Annotated in this window: 24 protein-coding genes; 6 read left to right on the top strand and 18 right to left on the bottom strand. The window is 71.3% G+C overall.

Going from position 1 to position 25,495, the window contains the following annotated elements; translation table 11 throughout:
* Positions 1-8: 8 nt before the first annotated feature.
* Both C6Y14_RS16490 and C6Y14_RS16485 read right to left on the bottom strand, forming a co-directional pair.
* Positions 9-254, bottom strand: coding sequence for a (2Fe-2S)-binding protein (locus C6Y14_RS16490; protein WP_107017455.1), 246 nt, complete (start codon positions 252-254; stop codon positions 9-11).
* A 171-nt stretch (positions 255-425) separates the two neighbouring features.
* Positions 426-1,778 (bottom strand): class II 3-deoxy-7-phosphoheptulonate synthase, encoded by a 1,353-nt coding sequence (locus C6Y14_RS16485; protein ID WP_107017454.1) that lies wholly within the window; start codon positions 1,776-1,778, stop codon positions 426-428.
* A 142-nt stretch (positions 1,779-1,920) separates the two neighbouring features.
* On the opposite strand from C6Y14_RS16485, the gene C6Y14_RS45870 reads away from it, so the two are divergent.
* Both C6Y14_RS45870 and C6Y14_RS16475 read left to right on the top strand, forming a co-directional pair.
* Positions 1,921-1,983, top strand: coding sequence for a trp operon leader peptide (locus C6Y14_RS45870; RefSeq protein ID WP_152776879.1), 63 nt, complete (start codon positions 1,921-1,923; stop codon positions 1,981-1,983).
* A gap of 140 nt (positions 1,984-2,123) precedes the next feature.
* Complete coding sequence (locus C6Y14_RS16475; protein WP_107017452.1) at positions 2,124-4,019, top strand: anthranilate synthase family protein; 1,896 nt, start codon at positions 2,124-2,126, stop codon at positions 4,017-4,019.
* Here C6Y14_RS16475 and C6Y14_RS16470 read toward each other — a convergent pair.
* The 5 genes from C6Y14_RS16470 to C6Y14_RS16445 all read right to left on the bottom strand — a co-directional run bounded on the left by C6Y14_RS16470 (position 3,962) and on the right by C6Y14_RS16445 (position 9,241).
* A complete protein-coding gene (locus tag C6Y14_RS16470; protein ID WP_107017451.1) occupies positions 3,962-4,972 on the bottom strand; it encodes a 2-hydroxyacid dehydrogenase in 1,011 nt (336 codons plus the stop codon). The two genes, C6Y14_RS16475 and C6Y14_RS16470, sit on opposite strands and share 58 nt — an antisense overlap.
* 258 nt (positions 4,973-5,230) lie before the next feature.
* Positions 5,231-6,259 carry a 6-phosphofructokinase gene (locus C6Y14_RS16465; protein ID WP_107017450.1) on the bottom strand — a complete coding sequence of 343 codons (1,029 nt, stop codon included), beginning with the start codon at positions 6,257-6,259 and terminating at the stop codon, positions 5,231-5,233.
* 143 nt (positions 6,260-6,402) lie between these two features.
* The gene (locus C6Y14_RS16460) at positions 6,403-7,050 is read right to left on the bottom strand and encodes a response regulator (protein ID WP_107017805.1); all 648 of its coding nucleotides are present in this window, start codon (positions 7,048-7,050) and stop codon (positions 6,403-6,405) included.
* Between the two features lie 98 nt (positions 7,051-7,148).
* Positions 7,149-8,402, bottom strand: a complete 1,254-nt coding sequence (macS, locus tag C6Y14_RS16450) for a MacS family sensor histidine kinase (RefSeq protein WP_199854757.1) — start codon at positions 8,400-8,402, stop codon at positions 7,149-7,151.
* A gap of 38 nt (positions 8,403-8,440) precedes the next feature.
* Positions 8,441-9,241: a lysophospholipid acyltransferase family protein gene (locus C6Y14_RS16445; protein ID WP_107017804.1), complete on the bottom strand. Its 801-nt coding sequence runs from the start codon at positions 9,239-9,241 to the stop codon at positions 8,441-8,443.
* Between the two features lie 173 nt (positions 9,242-9,414).
* Between C6Y14_RS16445 and C6Y14_RS16440 the strand changes: the two genes are divergently transcribed.
* Both C6Y14_RS16440 and C6Y14_RS16435 read left to right on the top strand, forming a co-directional pair.
* Positions 9,415-10,224, top strand: a complete 810-nt coding sequence (locus C6Y14_RS16440) for an alpha/beta hydrolase (protein ID WP_107017448.1) — start codon at positions 9,415-9,417, stop codon at positions 10,222-10,224.
* The gene (locus C6Y14_RS16435; protein WP_107017447.1) at positions 10,217-10,921 is read left to right on the top strand and encodes a hypothetical protein; all 705 of its coding nucleotides are present in this window, start codon (positions 10,217-10,219) and stop codon (positions 10,919-10,921) included. The genes C6Y14_RS16440 and C6Y14_RS16435 overlap by 8 nt, the downstream gene beginning before the upstream one ends.
* 84 nt (positions 10,922-11,005) lie before the next feature.
* Here the strand turns inward: C6Y14_RS16435 and C6Y14_RS16430 are convergent, their stop codons facing one another.
* The 6 genes from C6Y14_RS16430 to C6Y14_RS16405 all read right to left on the bottom strand — a co-directional run bounded on the left by C6Y14_RS16430 (position 11,006) and on the right by C6Y14_RS16405 (position 16,324).
* A complete protein-coding gene (locus tag C6Y14_RS16430; protein WP_107017446.1) occupies positions 11,006-11,782 on the bottom strand; it encodes an endonuclease/exonuclease/phosphatase family protein in 777 nt (258 codons plus the stop codon).
* Positions 11,783-11,953: 171 nt separating this feature from the next.
* The gene (locus C6Y14_RS16425; RefSeq protein WP_107017445.1) at positions 11,954-12,907 is read right to left on the bottom strand and encodes an ROK family glucokinase; all 954 of its coding nucleotides are present in this window, start codon (positions 12,905-12,907) and stop codon (positions 11,954-11,956) included.
* A 53-nt stretch (positions 12,908-12,960) separates the two neighbouring features.
* Entirely contained in the window at positions 12,961-13,485 is a 525-nt protein-coding gene (locus C6Y14_RS16420; protein WP_107017444.1) for a DUF5304 domain-containing protein, read from the bottom strand.
* A gap of 58 nt (positions 13,486-13,543) precedes the next feature.
* Positions 13,544-14,749, bottom strand: coding sequence for an ArsA family ATPase (locus C6Y14_RS16415; RefSeq protein WP_107017443.1), 1,206 nt, complete (start codon positions 14,747-14,749; stop codon positions 13,544-13,546).
* Positions 14,750-14,791: 42 nt separating this feature from the next.
* Positions 14,792-15,325, bottom strand: coding sequence for an SRPBCC family protein (locus C6Y14_RS16410; RefSeq protein ID WP_225891127.1), 534 nt, complete (start codon positions 15,323-15,325; stop codon positions 14,792-14,794).
* Between the two features lie 162 nt (positions 15,326-15,487).
* The gene (locus tag C6Y14_RS16405; RefSeq protein WP_404828799.1) at positions 15,488-16,324 is read right to left on the bottom strand and encodes a metallophosphoesterase family protein; all 837 of its coding nucleotides are present in this window, start codon (positions 16,322-16,324) and stop codon (positions 15,488-15,490) included.
* Between the two features lie 287 nt (positions 16,325-16,611).
* Here C6Y14_RS16405 and C6Y14_RS16400 point away from each other — a divergent pair, with 287 nt between their 5' ends.
* Positions 16,612-18,408 carry an AMP-dependent synthetase/ligase gene (locus C6Y14_RS16400; protein ID WP_107017442.1) on the top strand — a complete coding sequence of 599 codons (1,797 nt, stop codon included), beginning with the start codon at positions 16,612-16,614 and terminating at the stop codon, positions 18,406-18,408.
* A gap of 471 nt (positions 18,409-18,879) precedes the next feature.
* On the opposite strand, the gene C6Y14_RS16395 is transcribed toward C6Y14_RS16400, so the two are convergent.
* Positions 18,880-20,022: a glycosyltransferase family 4 protein gene (locus C6Y14_RS16395; RefSeq protein ID WP_107017802.1), complete on the bottom strand. Its 1,143-nt coding sequence runs from the start codon at positions 20,020-20,022 to the stop codon at positions 18,880-18,882.
* Between the two features lie 158 nt (positions 20,023-20,180).
* Here C6Y14_RS16395 and C6Y14_RS16390 point away from each other — a divergent pair, with 158 nt between their 5' ends.
* The gene (locus C6Y14_RS16390) at positions 20,181-21,428 is read left to right on the top strand and encodes a glycosyltransferase 87 family protein (protein ID WP_107017801.1); all 1,248 of its coding nucleotides are present in this window, start codon (positions 20,181-20,183) and stop codon (positions 21,426-21,428) included.
* Here C6Y14_RS16390 and C6Y14_RS16385 read toward each other — a convergent pair.
* From C6Y14_RS16385 to C6Y14_RS16370, 4 genes are all read right to left on the bottom strand, one after another.
* Positions 21,414-21,725: a DUF3253 domain-containing protein gene (locus C6Y14_RS16385; protein ID WP_107017441.1), complete on the bottom strand. Its 312-nt coding sequence runs from the start codon at positions 21,723-21,725 to the stop codon at positions 21,414-21,416. The two genes, C6Y14_RS16390 and C6Y14_RS16385, sit on opposite strands and share 15 nt — an antisense overlap.
* Positions 21,726-21,813: 88 nt before the next feature.
* Positions 21,814-23,046 carry a hypothetical protein gene (locus tag C6Y14_RS16380; RefSeq protein WP_404828798.1) on the bottom strand — a complete coding sequence of 411 codons (1,233 nt, stop codon included), beginning with the start codon at positions 23,044-23,046 and terminating at the stop codon, positions 21,814-21,816.
* 32 nt (positions 23,047-23,078) lie between these two features.
* Positions 23,079-24,089, bottom strand: a complete 1,011-nt coding sequence (locus tag C6Y14_RS16375) for a C40 family peptidase (RefSeq protein WP_107017440.1) — start codon at positions 24,087-24,089, stop codon at positions 23,079-23,081.
* 226 nt (positions 24,090-24,315) lie between these two features.
* Positions 24,316-25,347, bottom strand: a complete 1,032-nt coding sequence (locus C6Y14_RS16370; RefSeq protein WP_107017799.1) for a C40 family peptidase — start codon at positions 25,345-25,347, stop codon at positions 24,316-24,318.
* Positions 25,348-25,495: the final 148 nt, after the last annotated feature.

Raw genomic sequence — 25,495 nt, 5'->3', positions numbered from 1 at the left:
GGAAGCCCCTAGGCCGCCTCGTCCAGCCGCTCCTGTCGGCGGCCCGCCTCCGCGAGCGCCGGTATGTCCTGCTTGGCCGTGTCCCGGCCGGGGAGGGCGCCCCGGCCCAGCAGGGCCTGGATGCGCCGGACGCAGGATCCGCAGTCGGTGCCCGCCTTGCAGGCGGACGCTATCTGCCGGGGGGTGCAGGCGCCGTCCGCCGCGTGCTTCTTCACCTGTGCCTCGGTCACTCCGAAGCAGTTGCAGACGAACACGCGGTGCCACCTCCCGACGGGATTCGATAGGTCGTGCCGTCCCGAAGATCGGTGAGGCTAACCTAACCTTACCCGCCGAGTCTGAGCCGCAAAAGTGCGACGGGGCGCGGATCGTATGTGATCCGCGCCCCAATGTGCGTGTCTGTAACAGCCGGAACGGCTGCTGATCTGCTACTGGTCCCGGTACATCTCCGCGACCAGGAAGGCCAGGTCAAGCGACTGGCTGCGGTTCAGCCGGGGGTCGCAGGCCGTCTCGTAGCGCTGGTGCAGGTCGTCGACGAAGATCTCGTCGCCGCCGCCCACGCACTCGGTGACGTCGTCACCGGTGAGCTCGACGTGGATGCCGCCCGGGTGCGTACCGAGGCCCTTGTGGACCTCGAAGAAGCCCTTGACCTCGTCGAGCACGTCGTCGAAGCGGCGGGTCTTGTGGCCGGAGGCCGCCTCGTACGTATTGCCGTGCATCGGGTCGGTGATCCAGGCGACGGTCGCGCCCGAGGCGGTGACCTTCTCGACCAGCTCGGGCAGCTTGTCGCGGACCTTGTCGGCGCCCATGCGGACGATGAAGGTCAGCCGGCCCGGCTCACGGTCCGGGTCGAGCCGCTCGATGTACTGCAGCGCGTCCTCGGCCGTGGTCGTCGGGCCCAGCTTGATCCCGATCGGGTTGCGGATCTTCGAGGCGAACTCGATGTGCGCGCCGTCCAGCTGCCGGGTGCGCTCACCGATCCACACCATGTGGCCCGAGACGTCGTACAGGTGCCCGGTGCGGGAGTCGACCCGGGTCAGCGCCGACTCGTAGTCGAGGAGCAGCGCCTCGTGGGAGGCGTAGAACTCGACGGTCTTGAACTCCTCCGGGTCGGCCCCGCAGGCGTTCATGAAGTGCAGCGCCTGGTCGATCTCGCGCGCCAGCTGCTCGTAGCGCTGGCCGGACGGCGAGGTCCGTACGAAGTCCTGGTTCCAGGCGTGCACCTGGCGCAGGTCCGCGTAACCGCCGGTGGTGAAGGCGCGGACCAGGTTGAGCGTGGAGGCGGAGGCGTTGTACATCCGCTTCAGCCGCTCGGGGTCCGGGATCCGGGCCTTCTCGTTGAAGTCGAAGCCGTTGACCGAGTCGCCGCGGTACGTCGGCAGGGTCACGCCGTCGCGGGTCTCGGTGTTCTTGGAGCGCGGCTTGGAGTACTGGCCGGCGATCCGGCCGACCTTCACGACCGGCACGGACGCCGCGTACGTGAGGACGGCGCCCATCTGCAGCAAGGTCTTGAGCTTGTTGCGGATGTGGTCGGCGGACACGGCGTCGAAGGCCTCGGCGCAGTCGCCGCCCTGGAGAAGGAACGCCTCGCCCTTGGCGACTGCTCCCAACCGGGCGCGCAGCTGGTCGCACTCGCCGGCGAAGACGAGCGGCGGATACGACTCAAGGTCCGCGATCACTTCGCGCAGAGCCTCGGCATCGGGGTACTCGGGCTGCTGCGCCGCGGGCAGGTCTCGCCAGGTGTTGCCAGCGCTCGCGCTGGACTTAGCGTTCACGGTCACGGCGTCAACATTACGGGGTCGTGTCGGGCATCCCTCCCCATGCTCATCAATTGAGACGGATCGTGCTCGATCGAAGCGCCACGAACCGGCCACCGTCCGCACGGATCCCGCGGCGGCGCCGGCGTGGGGTAGGGTGCGGCGCATGTTCGCGCACCCGACCCAGAACCAGAACTGGTGGTGGACCGCTCACCCGGCGGCCCACTGACTGCGCGTACGCAGGACTTCGCGAAGGCCGCCCGAGGGGCGGCCTTCGGTGTTTTCGCGACCGGGACCGTTCCTCACGACCTCTCGCCCCCCTCATGCACCGCACTGAGACGCCGAGACTCCGAGAAGGAACAAAAACCCATGAACCTGCTCGATCTGCTGGACGATCCCCGCCCGTTCGCCCTGCTGCGCCGCCGCACGCCGGGCCGCCCCGCCGGAAGAGCCGACACCGTCGAGCTGCTGCTCGGGCCGGTCACCGAGCACGAGCGGCTGGCCGACCTCCCCGAAGGGCTCGCCCTCGTCCCGTACCGCCAGATCCGCGAGCGCGGCTTCGACGTCCACGACGACGGCACTCCCCTGTCGGTGCTCGTCCCGGAGGAGTCGTACGAGTTCTCCCTGGAGCAGGTCCTGGCGGAGCTGCCCGCGCACGACGTGCGGGTCGAGGACGGCGGCTTCGACGTCGCGGACGAGGAGTACGCGCGGATCGTCGGGCGGGTGCTGCGGGAGGAGATCGGACGGGGCGAGGGCGCGAACTTCGTCATCCGGCGGACGTACGAGGGATCGGTCCCCGGGTTCGGACGGGCCGACGCGCTGGCGCTGTTCCGGCGGCTGCTGGTGGGCGAGCGGGGGGCGTACTGGACGTTCGTCGTGCACACCGGGGAGCGCACGCTGGTCGGCGCGAGCCCCGAGGTGCATGTGCGGATGTCCGGCGGGACCGTCGTGATGAATCCGATCAGCGGCACGTACCGCTATCCCGCCGAGGGGCCGACGCCCGAGGACCTGCTGGAGTTCCTGGCCGACGGCAAGGAGGTCGAGGAGCTCTCGATGGTCGTCGACGAGGAGCTGAAGATGATGTGCACGGTCGGCGACATGGGCGGCGTCGTGATCGGGCCGCGGCTCAAGGAGATGGCCCACCTCGCGCACACCGAGTACGAGCTGCGCGGCAAGTCGTCGCTGGACGTGCGCGAGGTGCTGAAGGAGACCATGTTCGCCGCGACCGTCACCGGGTCGCCGGTGCAGAACGCGTGCCGGGTGATCGAGCGGCACGAGGTCGGCGGACGCGGCTACTACGCCGGGGCCCTCGCCCTCATCGGGCGCGACTCCGGCGGCGCCCAGACCCTCGACTCCCCCATCCTCATCCGGACCGCCGACATCGACGGCGGCGGACGGCTGCGCGTACCGGTGGGCGCGACTCTCGTCCGCGGGTCGGATCCGGCGAACGAGGTCGCGGAGACACACGCGAAGGCGGCGGGCGTACTGGCCGCTCTCGGCGTACGCCCCGGGCGGCCGGGCGGGGAGGAGGCGCGGGCGCGCCTCGCGGACGATCCGCGGGTGCGGGCCGCGCTCGACGGGCGGCGGGCCTCGCTGGCGCCGTTCTGGCTGCGGATGCAGGAGCCGTCCGCCGAACTGTCGGGCCATGCGCTCGTCGTGGACGGGGAGGACACCTTCACGGCGATGCTCGCGCATCTGCTGCGCTCGTCCGGTCTGACCGTGACCGTGCGGCGGTACGACGAGGAGGGCCTGCGGGAGGCCGTCCTCGCCCACGAGGGCCCGCTGGTGCTGGGCCCCGGCCCCGGCGATCCGTCCGACCTGGCGGACCCGAAGATGGCCTTCCTGCGCGGCCTCACCGCTGAGGTGCTGCGCGGGCACCGGCACGGCGTCCTGGGGGTGTGCCTCGGTCATGAGCTGATCGCGGCGGAGCTGGACCTGGAGACCGTGCGCAAGGAGATCCCGTACCAAGGGGCCCAGAGCGATATCGACCTGTTCGGGCGGACCGAGACCGTCGGTTTCTACAACAGCTTCGTGGCGCGCTGCGACGACGAGGCCGCGCTGGAGCTGGCGGCCCATGGCGTGGAGGTCGCCAGAAGCCGGAGCCAGGAGGTGCACGCGCTGCGCGGGCCCGGCTTCGCCGGGGTGCAGTTCCACCCCGAGTCGGTACTGACCCTGCGCGGCACGGACGTCGTACGGGAGCTGCTGGTTCAGGTCCGCGCCGGGGCGGGCGCCAGCACGTTCTCGGAGCGGCGGCCCGCCAGGTAGTCGAGGACGTTGTCCACCGTGGCCGCGATGATCTGGCCGACCGCGTCCACGGTGTAGTACGCCTGATGGGAGGTGACGACGACGTTCGGGAACGTGACCAGGCGGGCCAGGGTGTCGTCGTCCACCACTTCGAGGGACTTGTCGAGGAAGAAGAGCCCGGCCTCGGCCTCGTACACGTCGAGGCCGACGCCGGTGAAGCGGCCGGCGCGCAGTTCGGCGACCAGGGCCCGGCTGTCGATGAGGCCGCCGCGGCTGGAGTTCACCAGGACCGCGTCGTCCTTCATCGTGCGCAGGGCGGCGGCGTCGATCAGGTGCTGGGTCTCCGGCAGCAGCGGTACGTGCAGGCTGACCAGGTCGGACTCGGCGAGGAGCCGCTCCTTGGACACGTACCTCATGCCCAGCTCCACGCAGGCGGGGTTCTCGACGGCGTCCCAGCCGAGGAGATCCATCCCGAAGCCATGGGCGATACGGGTGAACGCCTCGCCGATCTTGCCGGTGCCGAGGATGCCCGCGGTGCGCCCGTGCATGTCGCGGCCCATCAGCCCGTCCAGCCGGAAGTCGAAGTCGCGCGTGCGGTTGGAGGCGCGGACGATGCGGCGGTTGACGGCCATGGCGAGGGTCCAGGCGAACTCGGCGACGGAGTACGGCGAGTAGTACGAGACCCGCGCGACCGTCATACCGAGGCGCTCGGCGACCTGGAGGTCGATGTTGTTGAAGCCGGTGGAGCGCTGGGCGACCAGCTGGGTGCCGCCGGTCGTGAGGGTCTGCAGAACGGGGCCGCCCAGTTCGCAGTTGACGCTGGTGGAGACGGCCTCGTAGCCGGCGGCGATGGGGGCGGTGTCCTGGTTGAGGAACACGTCCAGGCAGCGGACGCCGTGGTGGCCCTCCGCCCGGAAGGCCTCTTCGAGGAGGGGCTTCTCGTCGGCCTGGACGCCGAAGGCGAGGATCTCCACGGGGCCCTCCGGGGGTTTGGCGGTGTTTGTACGCTTACCCCGCCGAATATACGAACCCCGGACTGTTCTCGCCCCCGCCGCCCCTACCCGTTCCCGTACCTGCCTCGGGGGCGCTGCCCCCGAACCCCCGGTCCTCAAACGCCGGACGGGCTGAAAGGCATCTTTCAGCCCGTCCGGCGTTTGAGGACAAAGGGGGCGAGGGGGCGCAGCCCCCATGCGTGGACGGGAACGGGTAGGGGCGGCGGGGGCGAGTAGAAGTCAGCCGAAGAAGACCCCGACCTCCTCGTACAGTCGCGGATCCACCGTCTTCAGGCGGGCCGTCGCCTCCGCGATCGGGACGCGCACGATGTCGGTCCCCTGGAGCGCGACCATCTTGCCGAAGTCCCCGTCCCGGACGGCTTCGATCGCGTGCAACCCGAACCGCGTGGCCAGCCACCGGTCGAACGCACTGGGAGTGCCACCCCGCTGGACGTGACCGAGGACGGTCGTCCGCGCCTCCTTACCCGTGCGCCGCTCGATCTCCTTGGACAGCCACTCCCCCACACCGGACAGCCGCACATGCCCGAAGGAGTCCAGCGACCCGTCCTTGAGGACCATGTCGCCGTCCTTGGGCATCGCACCCTCCGCGACGACCACGATCGGCGCGTACGAGGCCTTGAAGCGCGAGGTCACCCAGGCGCAGACCTGGTCGACGTCGAAGCGCTGTTCCGGGATGAGGATGACGTTCGCGCCGCCCGCGAGCCCCGAGTGGAGCGCGATCCAGCCCGCGTGCCGCCCCATCACCTCGCACACCAGCACCCGCATGTGCGATTCGGCGGTGGTGTGCAGCCGGTCGATCGCCTCGGTCGCGATCCCGACGGCGGTGTCGAACCCGAAGGTGTAGTCGGTGGCGGACAGGTCGTTGTCGATGGTCTTCGGTACGCCGACGACGGGCACCCCGTACTCGTCGGTGAGGCGCGCGGCGACCCCGAGGGTGTCCTCGCCGCCGATCGCGATCAGGGCGTCGACCTCGCATTTGGCGAGGTTCTCCTTGATCCGGCGGATGCCGTTCTCGGCCTTGAGGGGGTTGGTGCGCGAGGAGCCGAGGATGGTGCCGCCGCGCGGCAGGATGCCCCGCACGGCGGGAATGTCGAGCCGGACGAAGTCGCCTTCCAGCGGACCCCTCCAGCCGTCCCGGAAGCCGGTGAAGTCATAGCCGTACTCCTGCACGCCCTTGCGGACGATGCCCCGGATGACGGCGTTGAGCCCGGGGCAGTCGCCGCCACCGGTCAGTACTCCGACCCGCATGGAAAGTCCCTTCGCCATGGTTGGCTGACGGAACTCACGCTAATAGTGATCCAGGTCACTTCAGGAGAGGGCGGAAGGTCAATTCCGGTGCAATGTGCGGGAGTTGATCACCCGTCATCACTCGTTGGTGTGTATCGGCGGGTTTACGCGTCGTCGAGGCCCCGCTCTATGGCATAGCGCACCAACTCCACGCGGTTGTGCAACTGCAGCTTGCCCAGGGTGTTCTGGACGTGGTTCTGCACGGTGCGGTGGGAGATCACGAGACGCTCGGCGATCTGCTTGTAGCTCAGGCCCTTGGCCACCAGGCGCAGTACTTCGGTCTCTCGGTCGGTGAGCTGCGGGGCCCTCGGCTCGTCGCCGCCGGTGGCGGGGCCGGGGTCGGAGGCGAGCCTGCGGTACTCGCCGAGGACCAGTCCCGCGAGGCCCGGGGTGAAGACGGGGTCTCCGACGGCCGTGCGGCGCACCGCGTCGATCAGCTCCTCCGTGGAGGCCGACTTGAGGAGGTAGCCGGTGGCGCCGGACTTGACCGCCTCCAGGACGTCGGCGTGCTCGCCGCTCGCGGAGAGGACCAGGACGCGCAGGGCGGGGTTGAGGCCGACGAGTTCCTTGCAGACCTGCACACCGGGCTTGGCCGGCAGGTTCAGGTCCAGCACGAGGACGTCGGGTCCGGCGGCCTGGGCCCGGCGCACCGCCTGCTCGCCGTCGCCCGCGGTGGCGACCACGTCGAATCCGGACTCGGCGAGGTCGCGGGCGACCGCGTCACGCCACATCGGGTGGTCGTCGACCACCATGACCCGGATCGCGGCCTGTCCCTGTCCCTGTTCCAATCCCGGTCCCTGCCCCGGCCCCTGCCCCTGCCCCTGCCCCTGCCCTTGTCCTTGTCCCTCGGTCATGCCTTTTCCGCCTTCCCCCGTGTGCCCTTGGGCCCCTTCGAGGCCTTCGGTGCCTGCTTCGGTACCTTCAGTTCCACTTCCGTGCCCTGGCCGGGCACCGAGATCAGCTCGGCGGTGCCCCCGATCTCCCGCAGCCGTCCCCGGATCGACAGGGCCACCCCGAGGCGCCCTTCCCCCTCGGCCTGGGCGAGCCGTCCTTCGGGGATACCGGGGCCGTCGTCCCGGACGGTCACGATCACCTCGTCCGGCTCGTCCTCGACCAGGATCCAGGCCCGCGCGTCCGCGCCCGCGTGGCGGTGGACGTTGTCCAGGGCCGCGCCGACCGCCGCGGCCAGCTCTCTCACGGCCCCGGCCGGGAGCGGCACCGGGGTGCCCGGCTCGGAGAACGTCACCTTCGCGGTGGCGTACGGGGCGAGCAGCGGACGCAGATCGCGGGGGACGGAGTCGTCCTGCGGGTCCGGCTCGTCCACCGTGCGGACGACGGCTCCCTCCGCCTCGTCCTCCGAGAGCCGCGAGACGGGCACGAGTCCGCCGGAGACCAGGGTGCGCAGCGCGACCTCCTGTTCGCCGGCGAGACGGCCCAGGTCGGCGGCCTCCCCGCCGATCGCGGAGCCGCGCCGCTGCACCATGGCGAGCACCTGGAGGACACCGTCGTGGATGTCACGGGCGAGCCGCTCGCGTTCGCGGGTCGCCGCCTCGATCTCCAGTGCGCGGGCCAGGGTGCGCTCGGAGGCACGGGCGACCTCGACGACGTATCCGATGGCGATCGAGGCGACCCAGACCAGCAGCACGTTGTGGAGGGTGTCCTCGCTGAGCGCGCCGCGCTGTACGACGTTGGCGACGCCGACGAGCGCCGAGGCGAAAGCCGCCCAGCGCCAGCCGCCCTTGATGGCGAACGCCAGCACCGCGCCCGCGGTCCATATCGAGGGGAGGGTCGGGCCGCCCGCCACGATCCGGTCGTGGGCGTCGGCGACCGGGGTGAGCAGGATGCCCGTGAGGGCGACGGTCAGATCGGCCGCGAGGAAGGGCTTGGTGCAGCTCTGCGCGTTCGCCACCTTGGGCAGGGTCGCGAAGGTCCAGGCGGCGAGCAGCACGTAGTAGCCGATGGCCACTCCGGGGCGGACGAACTCGTCGTTCTTCGCGACGAAGAGACCGATCGCGTAGAACAGCGTCAGGACGCGGTACCCCGTGAGCGCGCGCCACAGCGGCTGCTCGACCGACATCCTCATGACTCTCTCGCGCTTGGCCATGTCCCCCAGTACCCCATCCCCCGCGGCCGCGTCCAGGTCTACGAGCCGGTCTGCTCCTTGTCGGCCTGCTCCCGGCCGGCCCGCTCCTGGTCCGCCGCCTGGCGCACCCGGTCGGCTTCCTTCTGCGCTTCCCTCTGGACTTCCTTCTGGGCCTGCTTCTGTGCCTTCGCCGCCTCCGCGAGCTGCCGCTTGGCGGCCGTCGCGTAGATGTCGACGTACTCCTGTCCGGAGAGCTTCATGATTTCGTACATGACCTCGTCGGTCACCGCGCGCAGCACGAAACGGTCGTGTTCCATGCCGTTGTAGCGGCTGAAGTCCAGCGGTTCGCCGATGCGGATGCCCGGGCGCATCAGTTTGGGCATCACCTTGCCCGGCGGCTGGATCTTCTCGGTGTCGATCATGGCGACCGGGATGACGGGCGCCCCGGTGGCCAGTGCCACGCGCGCGAGTCCGCCGGGCTTGCCCCGGTAGAGGCGGCCGTCGGGCGACCGGGTGCCCTCCGGGTAGATACCGAACAGCTCGCCGCGCTCCAGGACGTCGACACCGCTCTTGATCGCCGCCTCGCCCGCGCCGCGTCCGCCGGAGCGGTCCACCGGCAGCTGGCCGACGCCCTTGAAGAAGGCGGCGGTCATCCTGCCCTTCACGCCTGGCGTGGTGAAGTACTCCGCCTTCGCGATGAAGGTGACCTTGCGGTCGAGGACCGCGGGGAGGAAGAACGAGTCCGAGAACGACAGGTGGTTGCTCGCCAGGATGGCCGGGCCCTCGGCGGGAATGTTCCTGAGGCCTTCCACCCAGGGCCTGAAGGCGAGCTTCAGGGGCCCTCCGATGGAAAACTTCATTGCGCCGTAGATCACCCGAGTGCCTCCTGTGTATGTCGATCAGACCTTAACCCGGAGCACCGTCAATGGGCCCGACGGCCCTGGTCGGTGTCAGTGCCGTCGCGTACGGTGAAGTACGCCTCGAAGCTTCGGGGTGATCGTCGCGTCGCCCTTGAACGAACAGGAGACCGAAGGTGCCGGTCCTTCCCGGAGCTGAGCCGTTCCACCACGAGGGGGGAGAGGTCGGGGTCCTCCTCTGCCACGGCTTCACGGGTTCCCCGCAGTCGCTGCGCCCCTGGGCGGAGTATCTCGCCGAGCGCGGTCTCACCGTCTCGCTGCCGCTGCTGCCCGGGCACGGCACGCGCTGGGAGGACATGCAGCTCACGGGCTGGCAGGACTGGTACGCGGAAGTGGAGCGCGAGCTGCGCGCCCTGCGCGAGCGCTGCTCCCGGGTCTTCGTCTTCGGTCTCTCCATGGGCGGCGCGCTCACCCTGCGGCTCGCCGCCAAGCACGGTGACGAGGTCGGCGGCATAGTGGTCGTCAACCCGGCGAACAAGGTGCACGGCCTCGCTGCGTACGCACTGCCGGTGATCCGCCACTTCGTCCGGACGGTGGACGGCATCACCAGCGACATCGCCAAGGACGGCGGGATCGAGATCGGCTACGACAAGGTGCCCCTGCACGCGGCCCACTCGATGCGTAACTTCTACCGGCTCCTCGACGGCGAACTGCCCCAGGTGACCCAGCCGATGCTGCTCCTGCACAGCCCGCAGGACCATGTCGTGCCGCCCGCCGACTCGGCCCGCATCCTCAGCCGGGTGTCGTCCGTGGATGTCACGGAGATACTTCTGGAACAGAGCTACCACGTCGCGACGTTGGACCACGACGCGGACCGGATCTTCGAGGAGAGCTTCGCCTTCGTCTCCCGGCTCGCACCCGGTGCCGGCAAGGAGGCCGGCGCGGGTCAGGCGAGTCAGCAGGAAGGGACGGCCACTGGTGGCTGAGCACGACGCGGACCGCGAGCCCGACGAGAAGGACGCGGCGCCCGGCGGGGAGCAGGGCCCGTCGTTCGACGAGACCGCGGCCTGGGAGGCCATCGTGGCCGGATACGGCGACGAACCGCCGGACCCGCCCGGCGCGAAGCCCTTCAAGTCCGTGGAGGACCTGGCGCTCCTGGAGCCCGAGACGAACGATGCCGGCGGCGCGGGCGACTCCGGCGGCAAGAACGCCGCGACGCCCAAGGGCGCCAAGAGCAAGCAGGGCGGTACGGACACCACGGGTCCGGAGGCCGACTCGGAGACCGACGCGAGGACCGATGCGAAGGCCTCCCCCAAGGACGAGCCGGGTGCCGGGAAGCCGCTCGGCAGTTCCGTGGCGTTCGCGCCCGGTGTCGCCGGTCCCCGGGACTTCTCGGTGTCCGAACCGGCCGAGGAGGACTTCGACGAGGACGACGAGGGCCACTTCGTGCCGCCCGAGCCGCCCCCGCTGCCCGCCGCGGACGCCACGGCCAAGTTCGCCTGGCTGGGCGTGATCGGCGGCCCGGTGCTGCTGCTTCTCGCGGTGCTGCTCGGCTGGGAGATGACGTGGTACCTCGCCACGCTGGGCATCGGCGGCTTCCTCGGCGGGTTCGCCACGCTGGTGGGGCGGATGCGGGGCGACGAGGAGGACGAGGACGATCCGGGCCGCGGCGCGGTCGTCTGACTCCAGGCGTTTCTGACTCGGCGTTCCTGACTCGGCGTTTCTGACGCCCGGCGTTTCTGACGGCCGGCCATTGAATGGTTGGCGTTACTGAGCGGTGGGGATTCTGAGGGCTGCCAGGACCGGGAGATGGTCCGTGGCGGCCCTCAGGTCCGCCTCGGTCACACCGGGCTGGTCCAGGGGTACGCCGCAGCCCAGGATCTCCACGCCCGCCGTGGCGAAGAGCGCGTCGATGCGCTGATGGGGGTCGCCGGGCGTGGACGTGTGCTCCCCGCCCCAGGGGGCCACCGCCCAGCCGTCCTGGAGCGCTGCCGCGAGGCGCTTGAACGTCCGGCCGGCCGGTCGCTCGTTCAGGTCGCCGCCCACGACGGCGTGCGGGGTGTTCAGGGCGGCGAGGCTGTCCAGGAGCAGCGCGCCCTGCTTCTCCCGCTCGTCCTTCTGCAGGGACAGATGGCAGCTCAGTACGCCGACGCGGGGGCCGTGCGCCCCGCCGAACCGTACGACGGCGGTCGCGAAGCCGCGTCGGTGCAGGCCGGGGGTGAGGGGGAGGAGTACGTCCTCGGTACGTTCGACCGTGGCGCGCAGGGAGCAGAGGAGGGCGGGGCCGGAGGCGGTGGCTCCGCCGGAGAGGACCACCTGGCCGGAGGCCGCCGCCAGGCGGGCCAGCTTCTTGCGCCAGCGGAAGAAGCGGGGGGCTTCCTGGAGGAGGACCAGGTCCGGGTCGCAGGCGGCGACCACTCGGGCGAGGGCGGTGGTGTCGTCCCGCATGGACCGGATGTTGTAGCTGAGCACCCGGACGACGACCGAACCGTCGGGCTCTGTCCGGGAGCTGGGCAACGGGTTTCCTGCCGGAATGGTCGACATACGGATCAAGATATCCCGCGGGCCGGTAGGGGCTGGTCGCGCAGTTCCTCGCGCCCCTAAAAGATGAAAGGCAGGGGCGCAGCCCCGCTTTTCAGGGGCGCGGGGAACTGCGCGGGCGACCCCCACTCGGCCGCAGACGGCGCACGTCCCCGCACCCCGCGTAGCGATCCGCTACATGATCGGGTCGGGCTCGCGCGCCAGGTCCGCCGCGCCCACCAACCCCGCCTCGTTCCCCAGCTGCGCGGCGATCACATCGGCGACGGGACGCCAGTTCCCACCCACCAGCCACCGCTTGTACGACTTACGGATCGGGTCAAGGACCAGTTCGCCCTCGTCGGAGAGCCCCCCGCCGACGATGAACGCGGAGGGGTCGAAGAGCGAGGCCAGGTCGGCAAGACCCGCACCGGCCCAGCGGGCCAGCTCGCGGTACGAGTCCACCGCCACCGGATCCCCCTGCCGCGCCGCCATCGAGATGTGCTTGCCCTCGATGCCGTCGGGCGAGCCGTCGCCCAGCGACAGCAGGATGTCCGCGTTCTCCGGCGTCGCGTTGGCCCGCTGCTTCGCGTAGCGGACGAGCGCGCGACCGGACGCGTACTGCTCCCAGCAGCCCTGCGAGCCGCAGCCGCACAGCAGCCCGTCCGGGACCATCCGGATGTGGCCGAACTCCGCGGCGACCCCGAAGTGCCCGCGGCGCAGCTTGTTGCCGATGATGATGCCGCCGCCCAGGCCGGTGCCGAGCGTGATGCAGATGACGTTCCGGTGCCCCTTGCCCGCGCCGAACTTGTACTCGCCCCAGGCCGCCGCGTTCGCGTCGTTCTCGACCACGACCGGCAGGCCCACCCGGGCCTCCACCGCTTCCTTCAGGGGCTCCTGCCGCCAGTCGATGTTCGGCGCGAAATAGACCGTCGAGCGCTGCCGGTTGACGTATCCGGCGGCGCCGATGCCGACGCCGACGATCTCGTGCCCGGCCCTGGCACCTTCGACGGCCGCGGCGATCGCGTCCACGATCGCCTGCGGCGTCGTGGGAGTCGGCACCTTGAAGGTCGAGAGGATGTTGCCTTCCTCGTCGACCACCCCGGCCGCGATCTTCGTGCCGCCGATGTCGACGCCGATGGTGAGTCCCATGAATCCCTCAGTTTCGGTCGAGCCCCGCTATGGCCAACCGTACCCGAGCGGCTTCAGTCGAGGTCGATGTGTTCACCGCTGCCGGTGCCCTTGCCGGTGCCCTCGTCCCGGGGGCGCGCGGCGGTGTCGCGGGCGGTCCAGCGCCGTTCCTGCGCCTCGACGGCGGAGCGGTACGCGGCGAGCAGCTCGGAGCCGGCGCTCGCGAGGTGGTCGAACACGTCGGGGTTGCGCTCGATGACGGGCTCGACGGCGGCCTTGGCCTGCTGCACGACCTGGTTCACCATCTGCTGGGCGGCGCCGCCGGCGACCGCGCCGAGCAGGGGCGACTGCAGTCCGGACAGCTTGTCGGCGACGGCGTCGACGAGTTTGCGCAGTTCCTCGGCGGCCGAGCCGGGCGGCTGGCCGTACTGGGTGCGGCGGCGGGCCTTCTCGGCCGCGAGGTCCTCGGCGCACGCCTTCGCCCAGGCGTCGTCGTCGGTCGCCCGGACCTCGTCGCGCTCCTCGCCGTGCACCGTGCCGTCCTGCACCGGGTCGAGCGCGTCCTCCCCCGCGTCGGACGTGGGGCGCTCATCGCTCATGGCGGACTCCAAGCATCGGCTCTGTGTCTCTCGACGTTACCCGAACGGGGTAGGCCGTTCACCGTGTCCGTGGCCACAGATCCGGGTCGGGCGCGAACCGGACACGCAGTTCGCCCTCGCGCAGGGACGCGCCGTCGACCGCGCAGCGGCGCAGGGCGGACGGGAGCGCGACGATCCGGCGGAACTGCCCGACGGTGACGACGAGTTCGTCCCCGCGGCGTACGAGGTCCAGCTCCTCGCGTATCGCGCCGGGCAGCGGGATGTGCCAGACGAGCACGCCGTCCTCCGCGAGCCGGTCGACGACGGGCCAGACGAGCGGTCCGGCAGCGGCACCGTCATCGGCATCGCCGTCCGGACCGGGCACGGGAAGCAGGGCCAGGTCCTCGGCGCCGCGCGGGTCGCGGCCCAGGTGGGGTACCTCGTGCACCGTGCACGTCCCGGCGGAGCCCCACTCGTCACGCCATCCGTCGAGGGACTTGCGCTGCTGGGCGGCGAGGGCGGCCAGCCAGGTGTCGGGGGACGCGTCGGGCAGGACGCGGTTGCCGATCAGGGCGTCGGTGCGCAGCCCGCGCAGGGCGAGTCCGGTGACGGCCGACCGTACGGCGTCGGCGCCCGCGGGTCCCGGCTCGGCGACCAGCCGTACCGTCGTGGCCGGGTCCTCGACGGTCAGCTGGACCGCGGCCAGTTCGACGTCCCAGCGGGCCGCCGTCTCGTACAGCCGGTCCGTCGGCATGGGGACGCCGGCCAGGCGGCCGAGGACGGGGCGCAGGGCGCGGGCCGCCTGGCGTTCCGCGGGCAGCAGGCGGCGCAGGTAGCGGCGCAGCTGTTCCGGGAGGGCCAGCAGGGCGAGGGCCTGCGGGGTCGGCGGGAGGTCGACGACCAGCAGGTCGAAGGTGTCCGCGGCGGCCGCGTCGCGCAGGGCGCGGAGCAGGGTGAGTTCCTCGGCGCCGGGCAGCGGGGTGAGTTCCTCGGCGTCCAGACGGGCCGAGCCCAGCAGGTCGAGGGCGGTGGAGGCCTGTTCCTGGAGGGCGAGGAGGTCCGCCCGGAACCGTTCGCCGGCGTCCGGCCGCCAGGCGGTGAGCCCGGGGGCGGTCTCGGCGGGCGTGGAGCCGGTGGGGGTGCCGAGGGCGGCACCGAGGGTGTCGGTGCGGTCCGCGGAGAGCACCAGGGTGCGGGTGCCCCGGCGGGCGGCCTCCCGAGCGGTGGCCGCGGCGACGGTCGTACGGCCGGAGCCGCCGGGGCCGGTGATCAGGAGGGTGCGCATGGAGGTGAACGGTACGTGGTGCGGCGGCGCGGCGACGGGCCGCTACTTGTCGCCCGGCCCCGCCTTCTTCCCGGCGTCCCCCGACTCGGCTTCCTCGACCGCTTCCGTGCCGGCTTCCCCGGCGGCTTCCTTGTCGGCGTCGCCCGACTCGACGCGCTTCTTCAGGCCCGCCAGCGCGCGGTCGATGATGACCTTCTCCGCCTTGCGCTTGATCATGCCGAGCATCGGGATCTTGACGTCGACGGTGAGCCGGTAGGTGACCTCGGTGGCGCTCAGACCGGCGGGCCTGAGGATGTACGAGCCGTCCAGCGAGCGGAGCATCTGGGACTTGACCAGGGTCCAGGAGACCTCATGGTCACCGGTCCAGGTGTAGCCCAGGGTCTGGTCGTCCTTGATGGCGCCCGCGTCCATGACGAGGCGCACCTGCTCGGCACGGCCCTTCTCGTCCGTCGCGAGCACCTGCGCCTCCTTCACCTCGCCCGTCCAGTCGGGGTAGCGGGCGAAGTCGGCGATGACCGCCATGACATCGGCCGGTGCCGCCTCGATCGTGATACTCGAACTGGTGTTTTCCGCCATCGCTGTGGCTCCTCCAGATGCGGTCCGGACAGGGGGTTCTGCGGGGCACGAGGGTTCTGCGGGGTACGAACGCTTTCTACCTGTGTGCGCAGCGTGAACGCTACCGCGCTGGGGAGGCCCCGCCGCCCCCGGCCCTGCGACCGCCGGTAGCCCCGGCGGCCCTCACCACTCCAGCGCCCACGGCTTCCCCGTCCCGGCGAAGTGACCCACGTTCACGCACTCCGTGGCGCCGATGCGCATCCGCCGGGCGAGCGGCTGGTGGACGTGCCCGAAGAGCGCGTAACGCGGCCTGGTGCGCCGGATCGCGGCCAGCAGCGCCCGGCTGCCCCGTTCGAAGCGCCGCGCCACCGTGTCGTAGACGAGCTCGGGCACCTCGGGCGGGATGTGCGTGCAGAGCACGTCGACCTCCCCGACGGCCTCGATCTTCGCCGCGTACTCCTCGTCGCTGATCTCGTACGGGGTCCGCATGGGGGTACGCAGTCCGCCGCCGACGAAGCCGAAGACCCGGCCGGCGATCTCGACGCGCTGTCCGTCGAGCACGGTGGTGCCGGGTCCTGCGTACTCCGACCAGAGGGACGGGATGTCGACGTTGCCGTAGGTGGCGTACGTCGGGGTGGGGAACGCCGCGAAGAGTTCGGCGTACTGCTTGCGTACGGCCTTCTCGATGGCGGGGCCGCGGTCGACGCCCGCCCACAGCCGGGCACCGAGGGCCCGTGCCTCCTCGTACCTGCGGGCGGTGCGCAGCTCGACGATGCGGTCCGTGTTCTCGGTGCCGAAGAGGTCCGGGAAGATGCCGCGGGAGTGGTCGGCGTAGTCGATGAAGAGGACGAGGTCGCCCAGACAGATCAGGGCGTCCGCGCCCTCACCGGCCCTGACCAGGTCACGGACATTGCCGTGCACGTCGCTCACGACGTGGATCCGGGTCCTGGGGGGTGCCCCCGGGGTCTCTCGCTCGCCGCCGCTGTCGCCGCCGCCTTGTGTACCTGCCATGGCGATCAAGGGTAGGCCTGTGGAGCAAAGGTGTGTAGACGCGGGCGGACCTGCGGTTACTACCCAGTCAGTAACGGGTTGGACTACTCTGCGCCAAGGAACGCCAACACGTGTGACGCGGGGAACATCTCGCCGGACCCCCCTGTCGTAGAGGCACTACCGGCGGGTAACGTCCGGGCAGTCCAGTCGTGCTCAGGGTTTCAACAACCGACTCCCGGAGCACCTGCCCGAGCCTTGGACCGCTCCGTCGCATCACACGAAGTCGTGGCGTCGGCGCCCTATGAGGAGCAGCAGTCTTGCGCGAGTTCAGCCTTCCGGCTTTGTACGAGGTCCCTGCGGACGGCAATCTGACCGACATCGTCCGCAGAAACGCCGCGCAGCATCCCGATGTCGCGGTCATCGCCCGCAAGGTCGGCGGTACCTGGACGGATGTCACGGCCACCGTCTTCCTCGCCGAGGTGCAGGCCGCCGCGAAGGGCCTGATCGCCTCGGGCGTCCTGCCCGGCGACCGCGTCGCGCTGATGTCCCGCACGCGGTACGAGTGGACGCTGCTCGACTTCGCCATCTGGAGCGCGGGCGCCGTCACCGTACCCGTGTACGAGACCAGCTCCCCGGAGCAGGTGCAGTGGATCCTCGGCGACTCGGGAGCGACCGCGATCGTCGTGGAGCTGGACGCGCACGCGGCCACCGTGGAGTCGGTGCGCGACCGGCTGCCGCACCTCAAGCACGTCTGGCAGATCGAGGGCGGCGGGATCGACGAGCTCGACCGCGCCGGCAAGGACGTCTCGGACGCGGCGGTCGAGGAACGCAGCTCGCTCGCCAAGGCCGACGACCCGGCGACGATCGTCTACACCAGTGGTACGACCGGGCGCCCCAAGGGCTGTGTGCTGACCCACCGCAGCTTCTTCGCGGAGTGCGGCAACATCGTGGAGCGGCTGCGGCCGCTGTTCCGCACCGGCGAGTGCTCGGTGCTCCTCTTCCTGCCGCTCGCGCACGTCTTCGGGCGGCTCGTGCAGGTCGCGCCGATGATGGCGCCGATCAAACTGGGCATGGTCCCGGACATCAAGAACCTCACCGACGAACTGGCCTCGTTCCGGCCGACGCTGATCCTCGGTGTGCCGCGCGTCTTCGAGAAGGTCTACAACTCGGCTCGGGCCAAGGCGCAGGCCGACGGCAAGGGCAAGATCTTCGACAAGGCCGCGGACACGGCGATCGCGTACAGCCGCGCGCTGGACACCCCGGCAGGACCCTCGATCGGCCTGCGGATCAAGCACAAGACGTTCGACAAACTCGTCTACAGCAAGCTGCGGGCCGTGCTCGGCGGCAAGGGCGAGTACGCGATCTCGGGCGGCGCGCCGCTGGGCGAGCGCCTGGGCCACTTCTTCCGCGGCATCGGCTTCACGGTCCTGGAGGGGTACGGGCTGACCGAGTCCTGCGCGGCCACCGCGTTCAACCCGTGGGACCGGCAGAAGATCGGCACGGTCGGGCAGCCGCTGCCCGGCTCGGTGGTCCGTATCGCCGACGACGGCGAGGTGCTGCTGCACGGCGAGCACCTGTTCAAGGGGTACTGGAACAACGAGGGCGCGACCGAGGAGGCGCTGGCCGACGGCTGGTTCCACACCGGTGACATCGGCACGCTCGACGAGGACGGGTACCTGCGGATCACCGGGCGCAAGAAGGAGATCATCGTCACGGCGGGCGGCAAGAACGTCGCCCCCGCCGTCATCGAGGACCGGATCCGGGCGCACGCGCTGGTCGCGGAGTGCATGGTCGTCGGTGACGGGCGGCCGTTCGTGGGCGCGCTCGTCACCATCGACGAGGAGTTCCTCGGGCGGTGGGCCGAGGACCACGGGAAGCCTGCCGGCTCGACCGCGGCGTCCCTGGCTCTCGATCCCGAGCTGCTCGCGGCGGTCCAGAGCGCGGTGGACGACGGGAACGCGGCGGTGTCGAAGGCGGAGTCGGTGCGGAAGTTCCGTGTGCTGTCGCACCAGTTCACGGAGGACTCGGGGCATCTGACCCCGTCATTGAAGCTGAAACGGAACGTGGTGGCGAAGGACTACGCATCAGAAATCGAAGCGATCTACCAGGCCTGAGCCCCGGTGGGGGCGCACGTAAAAGATCGCGCAGTTCCCCGCGCCCCTAGAGGTGCGGGCCGGTGGGGGTTGCCCCTAACGATCGCGCAGTTCCCCGCGCCCCTGAGAGTGCGGCCCGGTGGGGTGACGCCTTACCGATCGCGCAGTTCCCCGCGCCCCTGGGAGTGCGGGCCGGCGATGGCCGCGCCTTACCGATTGCGCCGTTCTCCGCGCCCCTGGGAGCAGGGCTGCGCCCCTGCTGAAACGCCCGCAGGGCACGTTTCAGGGGCGCGGGGAACGGCGCGGGCAACCCCCACCGCCCCGCAGCCGAAGGACGAGCGGGAGGCGCGCTTTCAGGGGCGCGGGGAACGGCGCAATCCCTGAGGCACACCCCCACCGGCCCGCACTCCCAGGGGCGCGGGGAACTGCGCAGTCCTTGGGGTGCGGCCGTCACCGGCCCGCAGGTGATCGATGGCAGCTGGCGCGGCCGCGCTACAGCAGCCCCCGCAACCCCTCCGCCAGCAGATCCCACCGCCAGCGGGATTCGACCCAGGCCCGCCCCCGCTCCCCCATCCGCCGCCGCAACTCCGCGTCGCCGAGGAGCGTGACGATCCGGTCCGCGGCGTCCTCGGCCGAGCCGCCCCGGACGACCCACCCCGTCTCCCCGTCGAGCACCGCGTCCGGCGCGCCCCCGGAGTCGCCCGCGACCACGGGAAGCCCCGTGGCGGAAGCCTCCAGGTAGACGATGCCGAGCCCTTCCACGTCCAGCCCCCCGCGCCGCGTACGGCACGGCATGGCGAAGACGTCACCCGCTCCGTAGTGGGCGGGGAGTTCGGACCAGGGCACCGCTCCGGTGAAGCGCACGGAGTCGGCGACACCGGTCTCGTACGCGAGCCGGCGCAGGTCCTTCTCGTACGGCCCCCCGCCCACGATCAGCAGCACGGTCTCCGGCTCGCTCGCCAGGATCCGCGGCATGGCGAGGATCAGCGTGTCCTGCCCCTTGCGCGGGACCAGCCGCGACACGCACACCACCACCGGCCGGTCGGTGAGCCCGAGGCGCGCCCGCACGGCGTCCCCGCCGGACCCGGGGTGGAAGGTCTTCTCGTCGACCCCGGGCGGCAGTTGCACCATCCGCCCGGCCGCCTCGGGTGTCAGCGCGGTGGCGATCCGCGACCGGGTGTACTCCCCGAGATACGTGATCGTGTCCGTCGACTCCCCGATCCTGCCCAGCAGTTGACGCGCGGCGGGCAGCTGCGCCCACCCCGCCTCATGCCCGTGCGTGGTGGCCACGAGCCGCTCCGCGCCCGCCTTGCGCAGCGCGGGCGCGAGCAGCCCGAGCGGCGCCGCCGCACCGAACCACACCGAGGTGCAGCCGTGTTCCCGCAGCAGTCCGACGGCCCGCCGTGAGACCCGCGGAGTGGGCAGCAGCATGGTTGTTCGGTCGCGTACGATGACGAAGGGCTGTTCGGCGTCGAAGGCGGCTGTGGCCTCGGCACCTTCCTGGCCCCGCTTCCAGGTGGAGGCGTAGACGACGAGCCGTTCGGGGTCCAGGCGCAACGCCATGTTGTGCAGGAAGGCCTGGATACCGCCCGGTCTCGGCGGAAAGTCGTTGGTCACGATCAGGGTCTTGTGCATGGTCTCGCGCATCGCCGTCGACAGTACCGAACCCGTACTTCACAGCCCGGCCCGGCCACGCTTCACGGCTCTCGCACAGCCGCGCGGGGGATCATGACCGCACAGCGGGACGGCGGCGGAGCGGCACGGCGGACCCGTACGGAAAAGGGCAGGTGGGCATGGCGGGAGCCAGGGGGCCGAGGTTCCCGTACGTACTGCTGGCGACCTGGGGCCTGACGAGACTGCTGCTGCTCCTCTTCGTCTTCAAGGTGTTCGTCTTCCCCGGCCCGGACGTCACGAGCGACGTCTCGGTGACCTACCAGAACTGGTACGAGATCCTGCGCACGGGCACCTTCCCGCTGGACGACGTCACCTGGCAGTACCCGCCGGCCGCCGCGCTCGCGATCCTCTCCCCGGCGCTCCTGCCCTTCCTCGCCTACACGCAGGCGTTCTTCGTCCTCGCCTTCGCCGCCGACCTGATCGCCTTGGGACTGCTCCTGTACGCGGCCCGGCGCCCCGACAGTCCGGTGCCGGTGTCGGTGCGTGGCGTCTGGGTGTGGGTGATCGGTGTCCCCCTGCTCGGGCCGACCGTGTACTCGCGCTACGACGTCATGGTGACCGCCGTCGCCGTGGCCGCTCTCCTCGCGGGCGTACGGCACCCGAAGGTGATGGGCGTCCTCGCCGCGCTCGGCGCGATGCTGAAGGTGTGGCCGCTGCTGCTGCTCGTGGGCACGACCGGACGCAGGGCCTGGGGCGCGGCCGCCGCCACCGCGGCGGCGATCGCGCTGGCGTTCGTCGTGTCGATGCCGGGCGCGTTCGCGTTCCTGACCTTCCAGCGCGACCGCGGGACCGAGGTCGAGTCGCTCGGCTCGCTGGTCTTCCACATCGCCCGGCACCACGGCTGGGAGGGCCAGGTCCTGCTCAACTACGGCTCGGTGGAGTTCCTCGGCCCGTACGTCGACGTGGTGAGCACGGTGGCGCTGATGCTGACCGGGCTGGCCTTCGGGTGGCTGCTCCTGTGGCGGCTGTGCGCGACCCGGTTCCTGGTGCACACGGCCGCCGACGCCGCGTTCATGGCGGTCCTGCTGTTCACCACGACGAGCCGGGTCATCAGCCCGCAGTATCTGGTGTGGCTGGTCGGTCTGGCCGCCGTGTGCCTGGTCTTCCGCGGCAGCCGGATGGGGTGGCCGGCGGTGATGGTGCTGGTGGCGTGCCTCTTCACCGTGCTGGAGTTCCCCGTCTTCTTCGCGGACGTCGTCGCCAGCACCGATCTCGGCATCGAACTGCTCGTGGTCCGCAACGGCCTGCTGGTCGCCGCGACCGTCACCGCGGGTGTGCTCCTGTGGCGTGACACCGTGTCGTACGCGGACCCGGCCCCGGCGCCCAGCCGGGAGACGCCCGCCGACGAGGAATCACTGACCTCCTGACGTCACGGGCCCGCCCCCGGCGCCTCGGCGCACGCGGCGGATTCGGATCGGGCCCCGGGCCTTCGCCGGCTCGACGGCCCGGCCGCCCTGCGTGATCTCCACCTCGCCGGCCTCGACCAGCCGCCCGGCCGCGCGGCGGGCGGGTTCCATGAGCGCGCGCCAGCCGTCGTCGGCACCCGTGTACACCGCCCGCGCGGCGTCGGAGGGGCAGATCGTCGCGGTCGGGGCACGGCGCTCCAGCAGCTCCAGGATCGTCCGTTCCAGCTGCCGGTCAACCTGCCGTTCGCTGTCCGTCACTCCGTCAGGGTCGCACCGGCCCCGCCGCCCGGCCATCGCGGCGGGGCCGGATGCCCGGGGCGAGGGCCGAGAGACAGATCCCCGCCCGTCACCCGAGCCGGTCCCGCAGATACGTCCGCCACAGCGCCGTGAAGTCCTCCGGTGAGGTGTCCAGGATCTCCCGCAGCCCCGCCTCCACTGCCCCCGCACGCTTCTCGTGCGCCCCCACGGCCCGGTAGAACTCGCCCAGCCGCACCTCGCCCCACCGCTCGGCGATCATGCGGCAGGCCAGCCACCCGCTCTCGTACGCCCGCGCCAGCTTCCCCGCGTCCCCGCCGAAGCCGAAGTCCCCGTCCTTCGGCAGCGCGTCCGGCACGCGTCCGTCCAGCACCGCGCGTGTCAGCTCGGGCGCGACCTGTGCCACCGTACGGCCGCTGCCCAGATAGCCGACCCAGTCCGCGTACCCCTCGGACAGCCACAGCGGGGTCGCCGCCGAGGTCGAGGAGCGGGTCGCGACATGGGTCGTCTCGTGCGTGAGCACGACCTGCCGCCCGAAGGAGCCCAGCACCCCGTACGCGTCCGGGTTCACGATGATCCGGTCGGCGGGCGCCTTCCCGGAACTGCCCACCTCCCCCGTGGTGACCGCGGCGATCCCCCGGTACCCGGACGCGGGCGCCCCCAGCAGCTCCGCCATGCCCTCCAGCGACTCCGGTACGAGGACGACGACCCGCCCCGGCCACTTCTCGCCCCACGCCTCCCGTACCGCGGGCACCGCGCGGTCGGCCAGGCCCGCGTAACCGCGCAACGTGCCGCGGGACTGCCCGACCCCCAGGACGAGGCTGTGCTCGCCGCGTACGGCCACCACGGGCCCCTGCTCCCACAGTTGCCGGCTCGCGTCACCGGCGGGCCGGTCGGCACTCACGTACCAGCGTCCGCCGGCGCGGACGAGGCTCAGCGTGCGCGGGGTGACGACGGGTGCCCGGTCATAGCCGTCGATGCGGTAGCGCAGTTCCGCGTCTGCCGTGGCGCGGTCGCCGGAGCGGTGGAAGCCGGTCACACGGTACGACCAGTCGGTCAGCGGGACCGCCCGCAGGTTCCTGAACCCGGTGCGCGCCGCGGCCCGTCCGGCGGCGGCGACGGAGCCGGGCGGAGCCGTCGCCACGAAGGCCTTCTCGCTGCCGTCGCGCACCGCCGCCGCCCGCCGGTCCAGCACCTGGCGGACCTCGGCGGACGCGGCGTCGGTCCCGGCGGAGCCGCCGCAGCCGACCAGCCCCGCCAGACCCGTCAGGCCCGCCAGCAACAGCCCCACGACCCTCTTCGGCGCACGTCCACGACCAGCCACGATCCTGATCGTACGGCGCAGGGGGCGACGGGTCAGGGGCGCGTCACGGCCGAGACGGGCATCATGCCCACCGGGTCGTAGCGCACCGCGGCGCCCGGGTACGGCGCGTGGACCACCTGGCCGTTGCCCACGTACATCCCTACATGGCTGGCGTCGTCCCGGTAGGTGACGATGTCACCGGGCTGCGCCTGGGAGAGTGGCACCTGCCGCCCGGCGTGCGCCTGGGCCTGCGAGGTGCGCGGCAGACCGACACCGGCCTGCGCGTACGACCACTGGGTGAGGCCCGAACAGTCGAAGCCGGACGGCCCGTTGGCGCCCCAGATGTACGGGCGGCCGACCGCGGAGCGGGCCGCGGCGACGGCGGACGCCGCGCGCCCCGAGGACGGGACGGCGCCGGTGAGGTCGGGGGTCCGGCCGGAGCGGGAGGTCCGGTCGTAGGCGGCGCGGTCGGCGTCCGGCATCGAGTTGAGCAGCTGCCGCGCCTTGGACAGTTTCCGCTCGACGGTGCGTTTGTGCCGGGCGACGGCCTCGCGGCTCCTGTCCAGTTCGTCGAGCTTGCTCGTCGTCTCCGCACGTTCCTGGGCGAGGTCGCGCATGGCTGTCTGCAGTTTCCTCAGCTCCCCGGCCTGGCGGGCGCCGATGCGGTCGATCGCGGCGGCCTTGTCCAGGTACTCGTCGGGGTCGTCGGAGAACATCAGCGCCAGCGAGGGGTCGAGGCCGCCGGAGCGGTACTGGGCCCCGGCGAGCGAACCGAGCGCGTCCCGCATGGTGTTGATGCGGTCCTGCTGTCTGGCGATCCGGTCCTGCGCCCTGTCCACCTCGTCGTGCAGGAGATCGGCGCGCTCGTCGGCCTTGTTGTACGACTCGGTGGCGTGCTCCGCCTCCTCGTACAGGCGGTCCACCTCGGCGCGGTTGTCGTCCTGCGGCGCGGCGCCGGCCGGCAGGACGCCGAGGGCCGCGGCCGCGACGGTCAGTACGCACAGGGTGGCGCCTCGGGCGCCCCGGTCGAAGCCGGACGGTGCTGGGCGGCGATGGGACCCCACAGGAAGCCGCACTCCCTTCCGCTGACGGACCCCCGGAGTTGGGGGAAACGCGCCAGACAGTAGTCGTGCGACTACGCGGTGGCCAAAGACCCATACGGGTACACAACGCGACGCCCCGCCCCAGACGCAGGTCATGGGCGGGGCGTGGGGTCAGCGGGAGTCACCGGAATTCGCCCGTTCGGGCGGCGTGGCGACCGGCCTTCAGGAAAACCCTGAGGCGCTCGGATCAGACGCGGACACCGAACTGGAAGGAGCCGATCGTGCTCATGGACTCAAGCCGGACGACGGCACCGGGCTTCGGCGCGTGCAGGACCACACCGTTGCCGGCGTACAGGCCGACGTGCGCGAGGCTGTTGAAGAAGACGAGGTCGCCGGGCTTGAGGGCGCTCATGCCGATCTTCGTGCCGTCGTTCTGCTGCGTGTAGGTGGTCCGGGATATGGACTGACCGGCCTGGTTGTACGCCCACTGCGTCAGACCGGAGCAGTCGTACGAGTTGGGGCCGCTGCCACCGGACACGTACGGCTTGCCCATCTGGGTCTTCGCGGCGGCGAGGGCGGCGGCACCGCGCTCGGAGGCGGGCGCCTCGTTGCCGAGCTCCACGCGGTCACCGGCGTCGCGGCTGGCACGCGTGTCGGCGGTCTTGATGGCCGCCTGTTCCGCGGCCGTCAGGGTGTTGAGGAGCTGGCGCGCCTTGGCGAGCTTCTCCTGGACTTCCTTCTTCTTCTTGCCCAGGGTCTCGCGGGTGTCGGAGAGCTCCTTGAGCTTGCCGGCCGCTTCCTGCCGCTGCTGGGCGAGGACCCGCTGCTTGTCCTGGACCTTCTTCAGCGCCTCGACCTGCTGAGCGCTCAACTGGTCGATGGCGGACGCCTTGTCGAGGTAGTCGTCCGGGTCCGAGGAGAGGAACAGCTGGACGGAGGGGTCGACGGCGCCCGTGCGGTACTGGGAGCTGGCCATCAGACCGAGGCCGTCACGCATGGAGTTGAGATCGTCCTGGCCGCGGGCGACCTGGTCCTGGAGAGTGTCGATCTCCTTCTCCAGCTTCTCCTGCTTCTCCTCGGCGCCGTTGGCCCTGTCCGTGGCCAGCGCCGACTCCTCATAGAGGGCGTCGACCTTGGCCTTGACCTCGTCCTTGCTGGGCTTCTCGCTGGGGGCGGCGTTGGCAGCCTGCGAGCTGAGAGCAACGGCGGCAGCGGCGGCGGTGGTGAGCACGGTCACACGGGTGCGGCTCGGCTGCTTCGGTCGACGGTGGGACGCCACGGAGGCGAGCTCCTTCATTACCTCAGCCGCCCACCGAAGACGCCGGTTGGCGGTGCCCCTCCACCGTCACTCCCAATGAGTGATCACCCGAGTGGAGGTTCGACGCCTGACCCTAGTGACCACCTGTGATCAGTTCAAATCCTCCCCG

Source organism: Streptomyces dioscori, assembly GCF_003024195.1.
Classification (GTDB): domain Bacteria; phylum Actinomycetota; class Actinomycetes; order Streptomycetales; family Streptomycetaceae; genus Streptomyces; species Streptomyces dioscori.
This window is presented reverse-complemented; position numbering and strand designations above follow the sequence as displayed.